The sequence below is a fragment of the Blautia fusiformis genome (assembly GCF_020686995.1).
In the GTDB taxonomy this organism is placed as follows: domain Bacteria; phylum Bacillota; class Clostridia; order Lachnospirales; family Lachnospiraceae; genus Blautia_A; species Blautia_A fusiformis.
Window position 1 is genome coordinate 41663 of the sequence record NZ_JAJEPT010000015.1, and the last position, 18557, is coordinate 60219.

The following is an 18557-nucleotide window of genomic DNA, read 5'->3' on the forward strand; positions in this document are numbered from 1 at the left end:
CATGGCTATAAAACAGAAAATCCTCATTGTTGACGATGACAACAACATTGCAGAGCTGGTTGCTCTCTATCTCACAAAAGAATGCTTTGAGACTAAGATCGTAAATGACGGCGAGGAAGCCCTGAAGCAGTTCCATATTTTTCACCCGGATCTGATCCTTCTGGATCTCATGCTTCCGGGCATTGACGGATACCAGGTATGCCGTGAGATCCGTCACACCTCCGATGTACCGATCATTATGCTTTCCGCCAAGGGAGAAACCTTTGACAAAGTCCTGGGACTGGAACTTGGAGCGGATGATTACATCATCAAGCCTTTTGACTCCAAAGAACTGGTGGCACGTGTCCGTGCGGTACTGCGCAGATTTCATGTAAAATCTCCGTCTGCCGCACCAAAGGAAAAATGTGTTTCCTATCCGGATCTGGTGATCAACCTGACCAACTATTCTGTAACTTATATGGGACACCAGATCGATATGCCGCCAAAGGAGCTGGAGCTTCTCTATTTCCTGGCAGCTTCTCCCAATCAGGTTTTCACAAGAGAACAGCTTCTGGATCACATCTGGGGCTATGAATACATTGGCGATACCAGAACCGTAGACGTTCACATCAAACGTCTCCGTGAGAAGATCAAGGATAACCCAAACTGGGCTCTTTCCACAGTCTGGGGGATCGGTTACAAATTTGAGGTAAAGGATTCATGAAACAGCATCTTTATACTAAACTGCTGATCCTGTACTTTATGCTGGGCGGAATCTGCTTTCTGCTGCTTTCCTCCGGTGGCTCCTACCTGGTAGAAAAAAGGCTGGAGCGCTCTACCGGAGAGTCCCTTTACCGCACTGCCAGCCAACTGGTTTCCAAAAATGAACTTCGTCAGGCTGTAAAAAACCCCAAAAACGAATCCCTCACCCTGGCTCTTTCCTCTGCAGCAGCCTTTCAAAATGCAGATTTCTGGGTTATGGATACAGATGGGAACGTTCTGATAAACACAAACCAGCAGTCCTCTGATTCCGGTGATATCACCGTCAGGAACTTCCGACCGGAAGATTACGAAGATACCTGCTATTCCTCCGGTACGTTTTACGGGACATTAAAAACCACACAGCTAAGCACAGTCGTTCCCATAAAAGATACGGATCTGGTGACTGGTTATCTGGTGATCCACTACCCTATGAAAAACCTCTACGAAAGCCGCAGCAATATCGTAGAGGTTATGGTCCTGATCTTTATTGTGATCTATGCACTGTTTTTCAGTTTTCTTCTGATCTATTTTTACAGGGTCCACAAACCTCTGAAAGAAATCTTAAAGGGTGCCCTGGAATTTGCCAACGGAAATCTTACCTACACGATCCCAGTAGATTCTGAAGATGAGATGGGATATCTTTCCCACTCCCTGAATTACATGGCAGACAAGCTAAACAAAAACGGAGAGTATCAACGACAATTCATTTCCAATGTGTCCCATGATTTCCGCTCGCCTCTGACCTCCATCAAAGGCTATGTGGAAGCCATGCTGGACGGTACCATCCCACCGGAAATGCAGGAACGTTATCTGAAAGTCATTGCTTTTGAATCCACCCGTCTGGAGAAGCTTACCCGAAGTCTCCTTACCTTAAACGAACTGGATGTCAAAAAGCGTATGATGCATATGCGGCGTTTTGATATCAATGAAACGATCCGTACCACAGCCGCCACCTTTGAGGGAACCTGTTCGGAACGAAACATCCGTCTGGAGCTCCTCCTTGCGGGAAAAGAGCTTTTTGTCCGTGCAGATATGGAACAGATCCAGCAGGTACTGTACAATTTATTGGACAATGCAGTAAAATTCAGCAACGACAATTCTTCTATCACACTGGAAACCACAGTCAATCATGGCAAGGTTTTTGTCTCAGTCAAAGACCATGGAAGCGGAATTCCAAAGGAAAGTCTTTCCAGGATCTGGGACCGTTTCTATAAGATCGATGTCTCCCGTGGAAAAGACCGCAAGGGTACCGGGCTTGGCCTTGCCATTGTAAAAGAGATCATCAACGCTCATAAGCAGAATATCAATGTGATCAGCACCGTAGGTGTTGGAACAGAATTTATCTTTACACTGGAAAAAGCAAAATAAAACATCAAAAAACCTCTGATCCGGAAGGCTGTAAAAGAAATATCTCTCAATATCTCCTACAGTATTTCCGGATCAGCGGTTTTTATTTACTCTTTGCAGGCTTATTTCCAATCGTAATTTCTCAGGTGGCCTTCCAGATTCATATGCGTAAAATTATGCTGTCGCAGCGCCTCATAAAGCACAATGGCAACTGAATTGCTTAAATTCAGGGAACGGATATCTCCGATCATCGGGATTCGCACGCAGGTTTCCTGATTGTTTACCAAGATATCCTCCGGGATTCCCGCACTCTCCTTGCCAAACATAATGAAACAGTCATCCTCATACTGCACATCTGTATAAGTCTGAGGTGCCTTGGTGGTTGCGTAATAAATCTTTGCTCCCGGATTCTTTTTGAGAAAATCCTCATAGTCTAGATATCTGGTCACATCCAGATGTTCCCAATAATCCATACCTGCACGCTTGATGGCCTTTTCATTCAGGCGAAAACCAAGCGGTTCGATCAGATGCAGCCTGGTTCCTGTTGCCACACAGGTTCTTCCGATATTTCCTGTATTTGCCGGAATTTCCGGCTCATGGAGCACAATATTCAAAACTCCCATTTATTTTTTTCCTCTTTTCTACATAGCATTAAATATACAAAATATGCATTCGCAATCCGCTTCGCTGCTTGCTCATGAGATCAAAAAGCCAAGCTTTTTGGTCTCATCTTCTGCCGGGCGTTCCAGATATCTGGCATTTCCGCCGCTGTAAAGAAGCCTGTTATTTCCGGAATCGGTCTGCCCGATCACTGCTGCCATGATCCCCTCTCGCCGCAACTGCTGCACAAACGCATCACCGCCATGGATTCCCATAAGAATACTTCCGCCGGAAAGCAGCTTGTACGGATTCACATCAAGGATCTCACAGATCTCTATGGTTTCCTGTCGGATGGGCACACTTCGAAGATCTGCACTAAGACCTACTCCGGATGCCTCCGCCATTTTCCAGAGGGCAGCAAGAAAGCCGCCTTCTCCCATCCGATATCGGGCACTGGCTCCGGATTCTTCCGCCATTTTCCAAATTTTATCATTCTCTGTTCCTGTTCCGTAAACCTCAGGAAGCTTTACAGCATCCTCGAGAAACCGTTCTGCAAAAAACTCCCGCAGCCTGTCATGATAATTCTTTGTGATCCATGCAGTTCCTTCTGCTGCCACAGGGCCTGCCACGATCAGCTCGTCTCCCGGCATAAGCCGTCCGTCTATCTCTGCCTGAAGCGCCTCCAGTGCTTTTTTTCCAAGTTTCATAACTGCCGCCTTAATAAATGATCAGCGAAAGCACAGTCGGAACTACCATTGCCAGTACCAGAATAACTGCGATGATCGCTGTGATCACTTTTCTTTTTTTCGGATCAAACATTCCCATAATTATCATTCACCTCATCTGTAATATCCGTTAATTGCGCATTGTTGGTCAAAGGATCCCTGTCTGTATAATCAAAAAGAAGCTTCTTTCCATCCCGGAGCACCTCGATATGGGCGGTTTTCGGGATTTTTTTCGCTTTCCGGTAATCCCAGATCAGCCGCTCATACGGCTTCTGGTCTGAAGCAAAGGATGGCCTGCTCTTTAAATTCTCTCGAAGATAAAGATCCAGGAGCATTACATCGGAAAGTGCTTCCGACGGGATCTCTTTCTGTTCTCCGGCAAACTCCATAAGGATCTCATAGCGCCTCATCCTGGAATGAGAGATCTCCGAGTATCCTTTTTTCTCATAAAATCTGCCAAGTGCCTCATACATCCGGAAAGGATCGTCAAAATACTTCTCCAGAAATACAAGGGTATTTTTGAACTGCCCACTATTATAATACACTTCCACCATACTTTCCACCATTTTCAGCCTTAAAATCTCCCCGTAGGTCAGCCAGGCTGTGGAAAGTACCTCATAGGGTTCCCGATCCTTGTAAAGAATCTGATATTCCCCTGTCATTTCCATCATGTGTGAGCCCTTCAGCACCTTCAGAAAACCAAGCTGAAACTGTTCCGGACGCAGTGCGTAAACATCGCAGAAGGACTTGTGGAAGCTGTCGTATCCCTCATAGGGAAGTCCTGCGATCAGATCCAGATGCTGGTGGATATTTCCAAAGCTGTGGATCTGCTCTACAATCCCTTTCAGCTTTTCAAAATCCATGGTTCTACGAATGGCTTTGATGGTCTGAGGATTGGTGGACTGTACACCAATCTCCAGCTGGATCAGGCCCGGACGCATGGTTTTCATCAGCGCCAGCTCCTCCGCACGGAGAAGATCTGCTGAAATCTCAAAATGAAAATTGGTGATCCCGTTATCATTCTCCGTAATATACCTCCAGATCTCCATGGCATGGTCATGCTTGCAGTTGAAGGTACGATCCACAAATTTGACCTGAGGAACTTTATTATCAATAAAAAACTGCAATTCCTTTTTTACAAGCTCAATATCACGGAACCGAAGCTTCTTATCTATGGAAGAAAGGCAGTAGCTGCAGGAAAAGGGGCATCCCCTGCTGCTCTCATAATAAATAATGCGGTTTTTAAACTCTGTAAGATTGCTGTATGCAAACGGAACTTTACTTAAATCCATCAATTCCCGCCAGCCCGTGTGTACAATATCCCTGCCTTTGTTTTCATCACGAAAAGCTACTCCGCGGATCCCGCTCAAAGTTTCCGGTTTTCTTTCTATATAATAACCTGCCAGTTCATGGAAGGTTTCCTCTCCTTCTCCCACCATCACTCCAAAAAACGCAGGATTCTTTTTCAGAAATTCCACCGCATCGTAGGATACCTCCGGGCCTCCTGCCCAAAACTCCACCTGTGGAAGGATTTTCTTAAGATCCGGCACCAGCTCCCTGACAAAGGAAATATTCCAGATATAGCAGGAAAAGCAGACCACATCCGGCTGCTCCAGATAAATATCTTTTAAAATGTCATCCCTGATCTGATTGATCGTATACTCTTTGACCACAACCCTGGAGCTGTATTCTCCGGAACAGGATTTCAGGTTATATACCGCAAGATTGGAATGGATATATTTTGCATTGCATGCTGCAAGTAAGATTTTCAAATTTTATATTCTCCTAACTTCTGTCGGATAATTTCTTTCCCCGGCAGTTTTCATTATTTCTCTGTTGATCCTTTTCGCTTTATGATTATAACGTTCCCGCCACCGGATGTAAATAGAAAAACAGGGATTTCCCTCCTGTCGCAAAAATGCCGTTTTTGTTGTATTTCCATCCAAACAGCGTTAAAATGAGTACTATATATTTTTATAAAGGAGTAATCTTTTTATGGATCGAAACAGCTGTCTGAATTATTTTCAGGCGTTTCCCTTCTGGGAACATATGACGGAAGAAGATCGGAATTTTCTTCTTGATAACATTCGCGAGCTTCATTACCCGGCAGGTGCTGCCATACAGTCTGAAGAGCGCCAGTGCCTGGGAACTCTTTTTCTTCTGAAGGGAGTTCTCCGTGTTTATCTACTGTCCGCTCAGGGAAAAGAAGCAACCCTTTACCGTTTAAGGGACAGTGACATCTGCACTCTTTCCGCCTCCTGCATGCTTTCTGCCATTACATTTGATGTACAGATCGATGCAGAAACAGACTGTGATCTGCTTCTGCTTCCGGCAGTTCCTTTTTCCCGGCTGATGAAAAACAATATCTATCTGGAAAATTTCATCTACAAACGGACAACTGAACATTTCTCAGATGTGATCGCAGGAATCGAACGGACATTTTTTATGACCCTGACTCAGAGAATCGCAGCCTTTCTTCTGGATGAAGCTGCAGATACCGGTTCCGATGAGCTCGCTCTCACACAGGAAGCCATCGCCCGCTCCATCGGAAGTGCCAGAGAAGCTGTCAGCCGCAGCCTTAAAAAAATGAATAAAGACGGCTCTATCCAGATCTCACGGGGATCGATCCGCATTCTGGATAAAAGACGTCTTTATGAAATGATGAATACTTTTTAATTTGAAGATGTTTTAGGTGCCGGCTGCAGGATCCACCAGAACAGCATCGGCATAATAGTCATTACCGGCCACATATAACGGATCATCCCATTTACAGGAGACACAAGACATATCAGTATATTCAGCACCGGTATGGCAAAGATCAGGAGTTTTTTCCATTGCTTCTTCACCAGAAGATATCCCATCAGCAACAGAGTAAGCCAGGTATACGTTCCTGCACTTAAAATAAGTCCCAGGCCAGGTGCGCGCATCCATAATTCATCATAAAGCCGGAATATATACTGGATTTTTTTTGGCCCAACATAACTGACATCGATCCCGGATTTCTTCTGATACAGTTTATCTATGTAGAACCGGTACACGCCCTGCTGTCCTCTTCCCATATGGAACGGATCATTATAGCTGTAGGTGTTATTCAATGTCGCCTGGACATATACTCCCGGATGACGACAGAACATGGCAAACCAGGCTTTAAAATAATCTTTCATGTATCCATCCAATTTAGGATCATTATCATCATCTCTGAACCTGAATGTAATTTTCACAGGATCCGACAGTTCCGGATTATACTTCTCGGCAAGAACATCATAATCCAGGATCCTGTTGATCGCTTTCTTCTCACTTGCGGTTACATCATCCGGATATTCTCTCAGATATCGGGCAGTCTGCTGAAACGGTACCGAAAGCATTTCACATCGGGATCCAGGTGCCACGCCAAGGGCAGGTGCTGCCCCCTTTTCTACGCCCAGATAACAGGCAAAAACACAGACAGCTACAATAAATGCATATTTCCTCGCGCCCTTTACCAGGAAGAAAAACAAAAGGATCAAAGAAGGCAGGACCAGATGAATGCCATTATTTCGGGTAAGACAAACACTGATTCCCAGAAGAAATAAATATACTGCCTTTCTCTTGGAAAAGGAATGACAAATATCTATATACACTGCAAAATACAAAGTAATGACTGCCGTATATAATCCATCTTTGATCACTGCCTGGGCATAGCTTCCAAATATGGGAACAAATGCAAACAGCAGAACAGTACCAAAAAGTATCCATTTTGGAGCCTTCCATCTGTACAGATAGCGGACTACCGCACTGTAACACCAGATTTCCACAGAAGTAAACACAATGACGATCAAAAATACTCCAAAATTATAACACCAGATAGTTTTTCCAAGTGTCAGCAGTCCACCCATGATCATCGTCAGGACCCATGGATGATGATTGTCCAGCGGCATAGCTCCCAAAAATACATCCAGCTGCCGAAATCCATCTGCCGGGATCGAACCTGGGAGAAATGCCAGGATAAACGGTGTCCATCCAATGATCATAGATATCTTTGCCAGGCGGAACCACATTACTTCTTCCTCTCTGGCCGGGATACGCCCGCAGGCCTTTCGGAAGAACTCCATCTCAGGAATCCTCCAGAAATAAGTGATTCCCATATCACAGATAATATAAAATCCTATAAAGCATCCGGCTGAGATCAGGATCTGTTTCTTTGCGCCAAACAGAAAATCCCAGTTTCCATTTGTAAAATAAGAAGTTCCAAGAAGCATTCCCGCCGAAAAGATCACTGCCAAAACATGTGCCTGCCAGTTTCTGTATTTCCGGTAGCCCTCCCATCCTTTCACGTATAAAATAAGAAGCAGGATCCATGCAAGCAAGCCCGTGCATCCCAATCCATTATAAACATCGCTCATTTTTTCTACAGAAGTATTTCCATCCATTGGAAGGCCCGTAAAAGAAAAGGCCAGCGCTGTGATCATTGCCGCGATCACAGGCACTGCATTCTTTTTTATTATTTTCTCATCCATATTTTGATTAACCCTTGTCTAAATTTTCAGTAAGCCAACAATGCTCTGGAAACCGTTTCGGTTCCCAGAGCTGTATCTGTTTTTTCTGTTTTCTGTTTTGGTTACTGAAGCGCTGCCTCAAGCTCTGTCTTTGATGTCAGTCCCACAAAACGTGCGGTCTCTTTTCCTTCTTTGAATACCAGCAGTGTGGGGATACTCATGATCTTGTACTGCTGTGCCAGTGATGGCTCTTTGTCTACGTCAACCTTTCCAACCTCATATCCGGCTTCTGCAAGCTCTTCCACGACCGGAGCCTGACGTCTGCATGGTCCGCACCAGGTTGCCCAAAAATCTACCAGTACCGGCTTTTCTGCCTTTAATACCTCAGTTTCAAAATTGTCTGTTGTAAAAACTTTTGCCATGATAAAATTCCTCCTTGATCCTGTATTTATTTTTAGTATCAGCTTATGCTTACGCCTTCAGAAGCTTCCGCACATACTGACAGGCGGAAAGTCCTGCCTGGGCACCGTCATGAACAGCTTTTGCCACCTGGAGAAGTCCACCGGTGCAATCACCTGCTGCATACAGTCCCGGAACTGTAGTCTCCATCTCTTCATTGACCCGGATATTTCCTTTTTCATTCAGTTCCGCTCCGATCTGGCGGGCCATCTCCGAGCTTCCGGCTGTACCAAGTGCTACAAAGACTCCCTCTGCCGGCACAAAAGAATCTGCTCCGGTACCTGCTTCCTGCATGGACACATCACTTTTCAGGCGGATGCCGGAAACACGCTCATCCCCTTCGATCGCCTGGATCTTCATGGTGTTAACCGGAAGCGGATTTTCTCTTGAAAATTCCGGTTTCTTTCCATCTGTAAAGATCGTCACACGGGAAGCGGTATGAGAAAGTTCTTCCGCCTCGTGAAGAGCAAAATCACTGTTTCCAAGCACTGCCACTTCTTTTCCTCTGTAAAAAAATGCGTCACATACTGCGCAGTAGCTGACACCTTTTCCCTCAAATTCCTTTACTCCCGGAATCCTGGCAGAAGCTCTCCTGCTTCCGGTTGCCAGGATCACGCTGCGTGCCTCAAAATCTCCTGCGGTAGTTTTCACCTCAAAAGTATCAAAACCACCCATTCCCACAACCTGGGCATCCAGGATCCGTACTCCAAGTGCTCTTGCCTGGGCAAGACCTCTTTCGAAAAGCTCTCTGCCGGACAGCGGCTGTTCCAGTCCGTAATAGTTCTCGATCTTCTCCGCTTTTTCCAGTGAACCGATCCCTGTATTTATGATCAGCGGATCCATATTTCCTCTTGCCGCATAAAGTGCTGCCGAGATTCCGGCCGGACCTGCTCCTATGATAATGATATTCTCCATTTCAGACACCTGCTTTCTTCTTCGTTTGGATCTGTTCTATAATATACGCTTCGCATTGGTCTGTTTCTGTGATCAGGTCACTTTTCCTTCACAGAAGTCATTATACCACATTCCCCCAAAATTACACCTTTTTTTCAATAGCTTTTATTTGCGTCTGTTTCTCTTCTATGCTATTATTATAACGACTTTAAACCAATTAAATGAATCAAGATGATACCCCTGCGGGATCATAAATATCTGCTTGACCTGTAAGGAAACGGATTCCTTATATTTATCAATAGATCATGAATCATAAAAAGGAGCCTAATCTCTATGAGAAATTTTGAATATTTTACCCCTACCCGGGTTATTTTCGGAAAAGATACACACCTTAAGATCGGCACTGTTCTAAAAGAGCAGAACTGCAACAAAGTACTGATCCATTATGGCAGCCACAGTGCAGTAAGCTCCGGTCTGATCGATGAGATCCGATCTTCTCTGGATGAAGCTGGAATTTCCTATGTCACTCTTGGCGGTGTGGTTCCCAATCCCCGTCTCTCCAAGGTACGTGAGGGTATTGAGCTTTGCCGCAAAGAACAGGTTGATTTTCTTTTGGCTGTTGGCGGTGGCAGCGTTATTGATTCCTGCAAGGCCATCGGCTATGGACTTGCCAATCCGGATACAGATGTATGGAACTTTTTTCTCCGCACCGAAACCCCAAAAGCCTGTCTTCCTGTAGGCGTTATCCTGACGATCGCAGCTTCCGGAAGTGAAATGAGCGGATCCTGTGTGATCACCAATGAAGAGGGCTGGCTGAAACGGAGTAGTGCCCGCAACGATCTGTGCCGCCCACGTTTTGCTATTTTAAATCCCCGCCTCACCTATACCCTGCCGCAATATCAGACCGAAAGCGGCTGTGTGGATATCCTGATGCATACTATGGAACGGTACTTTGTAAATATCGAAACCATGGAGATCACCGACAGTATCAGCGAATCTCTGATGCAGACCGTGATCTATAACTCCCGGATCCTGATGAAGGAGACGGATAATTATACTGCACGGGCAGAGATCATGTGGGCCGGCAGTCTTTCCCACAATGGACTTACCGGCTGCGGAACCGGCGGTGGTGACTGGGCCTGTCACCAGCTGGAGCATGAACTGGGCGGCACCTACGATGTGGCTCACGGAGCCGGTCTTGCCGCTTTGTGGGGAAGCTGGGCACGTTACGTTTATGATGCAAATCCGGAACGCTTTGCCCAGTTTGCAGTCAATATCTTTGACATTCCCTGCAGTACCGACTTCAACAAAACTGCTCTTGCCGGCATAGAAGCCATGGAAGATTATTTCCGTTCCATCCAGATGCCTACCAGCCTTCATGAGCTTGGTCTTGATCTTACAGAAAAGGAGATCCATGATCTAGCGTTTAAATGCAGCTTTGAAGACACCCGTACCATCGGTGTGTTCAAACAGCTGAACATGAAAGATATGGAAAAAATCTATCTTGCTGCCAGATAAATCTGTAGCCATAATATTGTAGATGTTTTTTTGAAAATCAGATTTTTCAGAAAAACATCTGCTTTTTTTATTTTTTCCTTGCATTCTCTACATAAATGTGTTAAAGTAACAAAGTACTCGAAAGAGACATGCCCAGATAGCTCAGTTGGTAGAGCAGAGGACTGAAAATCCTCGTGTCGCTGGTTCGATTCCGGCTCTGGGCATTATTTTTTTACTCTGATCGCAGAATAGCCTCTGCTGGTCAGAGTTTTTTTATACAAAAAACTGCTGCAAATCCCTTGTGGAATCTACAGCAGTCTTTTTCTGATCACTGAAGCAAATAAACTTCTGTATAAAACACGCCCTTCTGCTCTGCTTCGGAGTGTGTTGCCACATATACATCAATGCAATTGGTCCGGATCGCTCCTCCGCAGTCCTCTGCAACATAAACCTGTCCATTGATCACTACTTTGGAACCGTATGGGATCTGACTCGGATCCACTGCGATCGTACGGTTGGTAGTGGCCGTTACTCCTGTGGAAGTAATTCCATTCGCCCATGGTCCGCAACAAATGCTGCACGGACAATAATGCGTGATCCGGAATGTTCCCAGTGGTTTCAGTGTCGCGTCCGAAGATACTGATACCGGCGTTCCGATCTGTACGCCAGCTGCGATACTTCCGGAACCACCTGTGGAAGTTACACCATCCACCGCATCCGCAAAAACGCCCTCCCCGGAACTCTTGGTAAGGGATCCTGCTTTTGTATTCTTTTCCTGCTCTGCCTTGGCCACTTCCGTAGCCTGATAACCTTCCAGGCAGCTGGTCGGAATATAGCCGACGTGATCTGAACCACTGTCATCTGTGTAAACGATCCTGCTCCAGATAGCATCTACCGTACCTGTTCTTTTCAGCTCATCATCCTGAAGGACCTCTCCTACAACCTCTCCGTCCTTCTTGCCGGGATAATCCAGGATATCACTGTCCTGTGCCGCTGTAACTGTATCTGTAAATTTATTTACGATCTCCGTATCACTGAGCACGCTGTCCGAAACATAACCGATGATCTTGTCCTCACCTTTCTTTTGGAAGGTCACCTTGCTCCAGCCATTGTCACAGACTGCAATTCTTTCAAGTTTCGTTCCCAGGATCACAGAACGCAGCTCTGTACCACTGTCTCCCGGATTGGACCGGATTTCCGTATTTTTCGCTGTAACATAAAGCGTATCACTCTTCGCCAAAACATTTACTGTATTTCCCGCCCCATCATCGATCTGAAACTGCTGAGGTGTTTTTTTCTCCTTTGTATATGTATCCAGTGTTGCTTCATATCCCAGTACCTCTGCTGATACGGATGCAGGGAAAAGCATAGAAGCACATAAAATAATTGCCAGAAGCTTTTTTCGCATGAAATCTTGCCTCCTTTCTTCCGGCATTCTACGGTTTGTCCCGACTATCATAGCATATCAGATCATATTTTGCAATTTCACAGGACAGTCTTCAGAAATTTTTAACAAAAAGATCATATTTTTTAACTGGTCAAATCTATCCGTAACGGATACAATACTTATATGAATACAAAACACAAGAAACCAACCCTTACTAAAAAACAGCGCCACAAACTCCGTGTACAGCAGGTGCGAAGGCAGAAGATCTTTCTGACATGTCTTTTTCTGCTGATCGTGGGCTGTATCCTTCTGCGTTTTTCCAAATTTTCCGGCAGGCAGAAGGAAACCCATCAGATCAATGCAGCCTGTGAAGCTTATCGCGATGAGGTTTCCAGCGAAGCAGCACAATATGATATGTCCGACTATGTAGACCTGATCCTGGCTGTGATGATGCAGGAAAGCTCCGGACAGGGTACCGATCCCATGCAGTCCTCAGAAGGAGCCTACAACACCAGATATCCTCAGCAGCCCAATGGTATCACAGATCCTTCTTACTCTATTTCCTGTGGCATCCAGGAACTGAAATATGCTCTGGAAAAGGCCGTCTGTACCGGTCCGACTGATCTTTCCAAAATCCGTCTGGCTCTGCAGGCATACAATTTCGGAGCCGATTCCTATTTTGCTTATCTGGAAGAAAACGGTCAGACTGTGTGGACGGCCCAAAGTGCTCAGGCCTTTGCTCAGATGGCAAGCGGCGGCACACAACGTGATGAAGATGATCCCCTTCATGATCCTGCCGGTCCATGGGACTATGGTGACCAATACTATCCGGATCATGTTTTGCGCTATTACCACTTAGACAATAACTCATAAACCACCGAAATATTGTCATATACAAGTTCTATTTCAGACGTCTGGAATAAACTTTATATGTTGTGTATAATTTCAAAAAAATTCCAAAAAACATTTGACAGAATATAAAATCTATGCTAATATATGTCTTGTCGCTGAGGGAAACACTTGAAACGATAAGACATATGCGATAGTGGCGTAGTTGGTAACGCGCGACCTTGCCAAGGTCGAGACCGCGGGTTCGAGCCCCGTCTATCGCTCTTCAGAACTCTGAGTTTTTCAGAGTTCTTTTTTATTTTTAAAACTATCCTTTTTCGATCAAAAAGTCCCGGGTCTGATCTCTTTTTTCCAGAAATTCAGATTCGGGACTTTATATTTTTTATCTTTTATTTCAGCTGCATATCATGGCCAAGGCATGCATCTTTTAGTGGTGGAAAAGGCGGATTCCTGTAAATGCCATCACCATTCCATACTTATTACATGTATCGATAACTGCGTCATCACGTACAGATCCACCCGGCTCTGCAATATATTTTACACCGCTCTTATATGCGCGCTCGATATTATCACTGAATGGGAAGAATGCATCGGATCCCAGTGTCACGCCGGTAAGACCATCCAGCCATGCTCTCTTCTCTTCTTTTGTGAACACTTCCGGCTTCTCTGTGAATGTCTTTTCCCATGCACCATCTGCAAGGACATCCATATATTCCTCACCAATGTAAACATCAATGGCATTATCTCTCTCCGCACGTGTGATCGTGTCTTTAAACGGAAGCTCCAGTACTTTCGGACACTGACGGAGATACCAGTTATCTGCCTTCTGACCTGCAAGGCGTGTACAATGTACACGGGACTGCTGTCCTGCACCAACGCCGATAGCCTGTCCGTCCTTAACAAAGCATACAGAATTGGACTGTGTATATTTCAGGATGATCAGAGAAACCTTCATATCTCTCTTGGCTTCTTCCGTAAGCTCTTTATTCTCTGTTACAATATTGGAGATCAGCGCATCATCAATTGCCAGCTCCTGGCGGCCCTGCTCAAAGGTGACTCCAAATACCTGTTTGTGCTCCAAAGGTTCTGGAACATAGTTTTCATCGATCTGGATCACATTGTAATTGCCTTTTTTCTTCTGCTTCAGAATTTCAAGAGCCTCCTCTGTATATCCTGGTGCGATCACACCATCAGAAACCTCTCTCTTGATCAGCATTGCGGTATCTTTGTCGCAGACATCAGAAAGAGAAATAAAATCACCAAATGATGACATACGATCTGCACCTCTTGCTCTTGCATACGCACATGCAAGCGGGGAAAAATTCTTCCAGTCCATATCACCTACCCAGTAGATCTTTGCCAGTGTCTCATTCAGCGGAAGTCCGATGGAAGCACCTGCCGGAGATACATGCTTAAATGAAGTTGCTGCCGGAAGTCCGGTTGCTTTCTTAAGGTCACGTACCAGCTGCCAGCCATTAAAGGCATCCAGGAAGTTGATGTATCCTGGTCTTCCGGAGAGTACCTGGATCGGAAGCTCACTTCCATCTGCCATATAGATCTTTGATGGTTTCTGATTTGGGTTACATCCGTATTTTAACTGTAATTCTTTCATGAAAAAGCTCCTCCGTTCTCTGTGATATCCCTATTTTCTTATTTATTCTTGTTTACGATCCTGGATTCATATTTTCCTGTCTCAATGTCAATAAAACGAACAAAGAGAGAAACTTTATTATCCTGGTTCAGGCTCTTCCAGAGGAGATCCGTAAACTCATCAATATCGCTTGGGATCTCTACCAGCTTCGGCTCTCCCTCGAAACTTGGAAGTGGATTTCCATCGCATTTATAAGTATGGATAAAACGTCCCTGTCCTGCCGCCGCATTCTCATAGGCAAATGTATAACGAAGACAGGAATCCGGATTTCCGTTATTGCTCTTTAAAATAGACATCGCATAATTGAATTTACCGTCTTCAACATGAAGAACACCTGAAATACGAGGTGTATAGTTCGGCGCATCCGGCTCAAACTCTCTGCTGCGGAGAGACTGTTCAAAGGTGAGCTGTCTGTCCATTCCCTCATAGATCGTATCTGTCTGATCACCGTTTGTTACGATGGTCTTATTTCCAAGGACACGTACCGGTGCATAAATGATCAGGCTCGGGTCTGTAAGCTTGGACGGATCAAAAGCCTGTGTACGGATTCCTTCCCCATCCTCAACAAAAATACGGTTTCTGCTGTTCTCGCTTCTTCCCATAATAAAATATGCAGTAACTGCATGTTTCCCGTCAGCGGAACGTCCGATCACAATTCCTCTTCCCGGATAGGAATTTTCTTTCAGTTCTTTTTCAAGTGAAAATGTCGTCATTTTTCACAGTCCTCCTTGTCTAATGTAAGGCCCGGGGCTTATCCCAGGATATGAACGGTAACAAAAAACCGCCTGGACACCCCTTATCAGGCTGCCCAGGCGGTCGGCTTCTCACTTCACTGCACTCCCTGTAGGTAATCCTACTTTCCGCCAGTCATGCAGCTTCTGCTGTTATACTACAATACTTCTTCTTAATTTTCAAGCCCCTATTTTCAGAAATTATTTTTCCAGACTTCTTGTTGCTCACAAAATAAACAATAACACTTTATTTCCCCTGTAATGCATAATCTGTCTGGATCTGTGCTGCAATGTCTGATTTCATCTGGATCCATGCATCGGGATTTTCCACGTAATACTTCGGACAGTCTTTACCTGTGACATCATAATGACGGATCACCTGATCCGAAGTCAGTCCAAAGCGTGTACAAAGCCACGCTGTCAGCTTTACCGCCGAATCATAGGTTGCTGTATTAAACTGCCCTGTTTCATCCGGATGGCAGCATTCAATGGATATGGTATCTACATTTCTGGAATTTGTGGCATAGGATATTTCTGAAGTGGGAATACATTGTACCACTTCTCCCTCCAAACCTATCACAAAATGACTGCTGACTTTGTTGTCCTGCGTTGTCGCAAGATTTTCAAAATAATTCCGGTTGGATATGGCAGTAGATCCCGGATTGGCCGTATAATGAATGGCTATATAATTTACCTGTTCGATAGAAATCTGTGGTCTGGAATAGGAATTCGGTGTCAGAAGCTCCACATCAATAAAAGGTGCTCCTTCTGCCTGCCATTGTTCCGGTCCGCCATTTCCGCTGGCATTCCCGGATATTTCTTCCTGTCCGGACTGAGTTTCACTCTGTTCCATGCGCATCTCAAAAAATGCGTATCCTAACGCACACGCAGCAAAAGCAACGATCACAATGATACATATCAGCACAATCCTCTGCAGGATCTTGATCGGGTTCTTTTTTCTCAAAGACTTCTTTTTTCTTCTGGAAGACCCGGAGGAAGTTTTCTTTACGGAAACAGGCCGCCCGCTATGGGACGGCCTGGGTGACTTTTTACCGGTCTTACCTTTTTTTCCTTTATTATTCATCTACACTGTAGTTTGGAGCCTCTTTTGTGATATGGATGTCATGTGGATGTGACTCCTTGAGAGATGCAGCGGAGATCTTAATGAATCTGCCTGTTGTTTTCAGCTTCTCAATGTTCTCTGCTCCGCAGTAACCCATACCGGATCTTAAACCGCCAATTAACTGGAATACGGTATCCTCAACGTGTCCTTTGTATGCAACACGTCCTTCAACACCTTCTGGAACAAGCTTCTTGGCGTTCTCCTGGAAGTAACGATCCTTGCTGCCGTTCTCCATAGCTGCAATAGATCCCATTCCACGGTATACTTTATATTTTCTTCCCTGATAGAGCTCGAATGTTCCCGGGCTCTCATCGCATCCAGCAAACATGCTGCCCATCATGCAGACATTGGCGCCTGCCGCGATAGCCTTGGTGATGTCTCCGGAATACTTGATTCCACCATCTGCGATGATCGGGATTCCGTAGCTGTTGGCTACTTCATAGCAATCCATAACAGCAGTAACCTGCGGTACACCGATACCTGCAACAACACGTGTGGTACAGATAGATCCAGGTCCGATACCAACTTTAACTGCATCTACACCAGCTTCGATCAGTGCCTTGGTAGCTGCTCCTGTTGCAACGTTACCTGCGATAACCTGAAGTTCCGGATATGCAGCCTTGATCTCGCGGACTGCTTTTAAGATATTCTCAGAATGACCATGTGCGGAATCAATTACGATTACATCCACATTCGCTTTCACAAGTGCATCTACACGTGCAAGTACATTGGCTGTGATACCAACTGCCGCACCACAGAGAAGACGTCCCTGTGCATCCTTGGCTGCAAGCGGATATTTGATCTGTTTCTCGATATCCTTGATGGTAATGAGTCCTTTTAAATTAAAGTCGTCATCTACAATGGGTAATTTCTCCTTACGGGATTTCGCAAGGATCTTCTTGGCATCCTCAAGTGTGATTCCTTCCTTGGCTGTGATCAGTCCTTCAGAAGTCATGCACTCCTTGATCTTTCTGCTGAAATCTGTCTCAAATTTAAGATCACGGTTTGTGATAATACCTACAAGCTTTCTGCCTTCTGTGATCGGAACACCGGAAATACGGTATTTCGCCATCAGATCATTGGCATCTTTCAGTGTATGCTCCGGTGAAAGATAAAATGGATCTGTAATAACACCGTTCTCAGAACGTTTAACCTTATCAACCTCTTCTGCCTGTGCTTCGATGGACATATTCTTGTGGATGATACCGATACCACCCTGTCTGGCCATGGCAATTGCCATTCTGTGCTCTGTAACTGTGTCCATTCCCGCACTCATCATGGGGATATTCAGCTTTACTTTCTTGGTTAAATACGTTGAAACATCTACCTGATTCGGAATCACTTTAGAATAAGCCGGAACCAGAAGGACGTCATCAAACGTAATGCCTTCACCAATAATAGTACCCATTGCATTTCCTCCCTTGTGTAAGATATTTTAAATTTGTGAACTAGTGTAACAAAAAACAAGATTCATGTCAATCCAAAAAAACTTTACTTGGTGCAGAATTTTTCATGGTATTTGCAAGTGCGTCATCCAGTTCCAGGATCACTTTGCAGGTTTCTCCACTGTCTCTTATGATCATTGCATAGCGTTTATGATCCTCAATTCCTGATGAAAAATCATACTCTTTCATCTTCTGATTGCCATTATAATAGTCCATTCTGTGGGACTTTAATGGTGCCACAAGGTCTGCCTCCGCAAGCTGGAGCGATTTCACTCTTTTCCTTTTTGATTTTGACATGATCATATCAATGTCCAGTTCTCCGTTAACAAACAGATACTCGTACTCCAGATCTGTCTTCGGTATTACAAAATAACATGCAATACCAAGTGCAATAGCCGGTACCAGCAAAAGTACATTCAGCACAAGGCCTCCCAGGACCATGATCACCGTCAGCGCTATCAGACCGTATTTCACAACCAGATCTTTCGCTGTCTGCTTCTTTTTTACCAGAAGCTCTGAATATAAGTCACTCATTTGTTTCTTCCTTTCGTAATTTACTGACTTTTTGATTATAACACAAAAAGAGAGCCGCGTCTATGGCGCAGGCCCTCTCATTTTGTGAATTAATTATTT

The 18557-nt window shown here is 45.0% G+C and carries 17 protein-coding genes, 2 tRNA genes and 1 riboswitch; of the genes, 7 read left to right on the top strand and 12 right to left on the bottom strand.

The annotated features are described in order from the left end of the window. Position 1 precedes the first annotated feature (1 nt). Positions 2–703: a response regulator gene (locus LKD46_RS12850; protein ID WP_110103445.1), complete on the top strand. Its 702-nt coding sequence runs from the start codon at positions 2–4 to the stop codon at positions 701–703. Then, on the top strand, positions 700–2109 hold the full coding sequence (locus tag LKD46_RS12855; RefSeq protein ID WP_110103446.1) for a sensor histidine kinase: 1410 nt from the start codon (positions 700–702) through the stop codon (positions 2107–2109). Before LKD46_RS12850 ends, LKD46_RS12855 begins: the two co-directional genes overlap by 4 nt. A gap of 101 nt (positions 2110–2210) precedes the next feature. On the opposite strand, the gene trmL is transcribed toward LKD46_RS12855, so the two are convergent. The 3 genes from trmL to LKD46_RS12870 all read right to left on the bottom strand — a co-directional run bounded on the left by trmL (position 2211) and on the right by LKD46_RS12870 (position 5185). Then, the gene (gene trmL / locus LKD46_RS12860; protein WP_015524365.1) at positions 2211–2711 is read right to left on the bottom strand and encodes a tRNA (uridine(34)/cytosine(34)/5-carboxymethylaminomethyluridine(34)-2'-O)-methyltransferase TrmL; all 501 of its coding nucleotides are present in this window, start codon (positions 2709–2711) and stop codon (positions 2211–2213) included. A 72-nt stretch (positions 2712–2783) separates the two neighbouring features. Next, positions 2784–3395 (bottom strand): AIR synthase-related protein, encoded by a 612-nt coding sequence (locus LKD46_RS12865; protein WP_110103447.1) that lies wholly within the window; start codon positions 3393–3395, stop codon positions 2784–2786. Between the two features lie 104 nt (positions 3396–3499). Next, on the bottom strand, positions 3500–5185 hold the full coding sequence (locus tag LKD46_RS12870) for a B12-binding domain-containing radical SAM protein (protein ID WP_227574208.1): 1686 nt from the start codon (positions 5183–5185) through the stop codon (positions 3500–3502). A 223-nt stretch (positions 5186–5408) separates the two neighbouring features. On the opposite strand from LKD46_RS12870, the gene LKD46_RS12875 reads away from it, so the two are divergent. Next, on the top strand, positions 5409–6089 hold the full coding sequence (locus LKD46_RS12875; protein ID WP_021651802.1) for a Crp/Fnr family transcriptional regulator: 681 nt from the start codon (positions 5409–5411) through the stop codon (positions 6087–6089). On the opposite strand, the gene LKD46_RS12880 is transcribed toward LKD46_RS12875, so the two are convergent. The 3 genes from LKD46_RS12880 to LKD46_RS12890 form a co-directional block, all read right to left on the bottom strand. Further along, positions 6086–7909: a DUF6020 family protein gene (locus LKD46_RS12880; RefSeq protein ID WP_227574209.1), complete on the bottom strand. Its 1824-nt coding sequence runs from the start codon at positions 7907–7909 to the stop codon at positions 6086–6088. The two genes, LKD46_RS12875 and LKD46_RS12880, sit on opposite strands and share 4 nt — an antisense overlap. Before the next feature lie 101 nt (positions 7910–8010). Next, the gene (gene trxA / locus LKD46_RS12885) at positions 8011–8310 is read right to left on the bottom strand and encodes a thioredoxin (RefSeq protein ID WP_021651804.1); all 300 of its coding nucleotides are present in this window, start codon (positions 8308–8310) and stop codon (positions 8011–8013) included. A 49-nt stretch (positions 8311–8359) separates the two neighbouring features. Continuing rightward, positions 8360–9262 (bottom strand): NAD(P)/FAD-dependent oxidoreductase, encoded by a 903-nt coding sequence (locus tag LKD46_RS12890; protein WP_021651805.1) that lies wholly within the window; start codon positions 9260–9262, stop codon positions 8360–8362. A 312-nt stretch (positions 9263–9574) separates the two neighbouring features. Here LKD46_RS12890 and LKD46_RS12895 point away from each other — a divergent pair, with 312 nt between their 5' ends. Both LKD46_RS12895 and LKD46_RS12900 read left to right on the top strand, forming a co-directional pair. Beyond that, entirely contained in the window at positions 9575–10759 is a 1185-nt protein-coding gene (locus LKD46_RS12895) for an iron-containing alcohol dehydrogenase (RefSeq protein WP_118752498.1), read from the top strand. A gap of 130 nt (positions 10760–10889) precedes the next feature. Then, positions 10890–10962 (top strand) — tRNA-Phe (locus LKD46_RS12900). A 104-nt stretch (positions 10963–11066) separates the two neighbouring features. Here LKD46_RS12900 and LKD46_RS12905 read toward each other — a convergent pair. After that, the gene (locus LKD46_RS12905) at positions 11067–12146 is read right to left on the bottom strand and encodes a 3D domain-containing protein (protein WP_227574210.1); all 1080 of its coding nucleotides are present in this window, start codon (positions 12144–12146) and stop codon (positions 11067–11069) included. Positions 12147–12308: 162 nt separating this feature from the next. On the opposite strand from LKD46_RS12905, the gene LKD46_RS12910 reads away from it, so the two are divergent. Further along, the gene (locus tag LKD46_RS12910) at positions 12309–12998 is read left to right on the top strand and encodes a lysozyme family protein (RefSeq protein ID WP_044961647.1); all 690 of its coding nucleotides are present in this window, start codon (positions 12309–12311) and stop codon (positions 12996–12998) included. A 166-nt stretch (positions 12999–13164) separates the two neighbouring features. Further along, positions 13165–13237 (top strand) — tRNA-Gly (locus LKD46_RS12915). A gap of 164 nt (positions 13238–13401) precedes the next feature. Here LKD46_RS12915 and LKD46_RS12920 read toward each other — a convergent pair. The 5 genes from LKD46_RS12920 to LKD46_RS12940 all read right to left on the bottom strand — a co-directional run bounded on the left by LKD46_RS12920 (position 13402) and on the right by LKD46_RS12940 (position 18458). Then, the gene (locus LKD46_RS12920) at positions 13402–14586 is read right to left on the bottom strand and encodes a phosphoribosylaminoimidazolecarboxamide formyltransferase (RefSeq protein WP_110103451.1); all 1185 of its coding nucleotides are present in this window, start codon (positions 14584–14586) and stop codon (positions 13402–13404) included. A gap of 38 nt (positions 14587–14624) precedes the next feature. Beyond that, complete coding sequence (locus LKD46_RS12925; RefSeq protein WP_015524355.1) at positions 14625–15338, bottom strand: IMP cyclohydrolase; 714 nt, start codon at positions 15336–15338, stop codon at positions 14625–14627. A gap of 86 nt (positions 15339–15424) precedes the next feature. Beyond that, a riboswitch (ZMP/ZTP riboswitch) is annotated at positions 15425–15506 on the bottom strand. A gap of 97 nt (positions 15507–15603) precedes the next feature. Beyond that, positions 15604–16320: a peptidoglycan recognition protein family protein gene (locus LKD46_RS12930; RefSeq protein ID WP_044961668.1), complete on the bottom strand. Its 717-nt coding sequence runs from the start codon at positions 16318–16320 to the stop codon at positions 15604–15606. Between the two features lie 112 nt (positions 16321–16432). Next, entirely contained in the window at positions 16433–17887 is a 1455-nt protein-coding gene (guaB, locus tag LKD46_RS12935) for an IMP dehydrogenase (RefSeq protein ID WP_021975900.1), read from the bottom strand. 67 nt (positions 17888–17954) lie between these two features. Further along, complete coding sequence (locus LKD46_RS12940) at positions 17955–18458, bottom strand: DUF6106 family protein (protein ID WP_021975899.1); 504 nt, start codon at positions 18456–18458, stop codon at positions 17955–17957. Between the last annotated feature and the right edge of the window lie 99 nt (positions 18459–18557).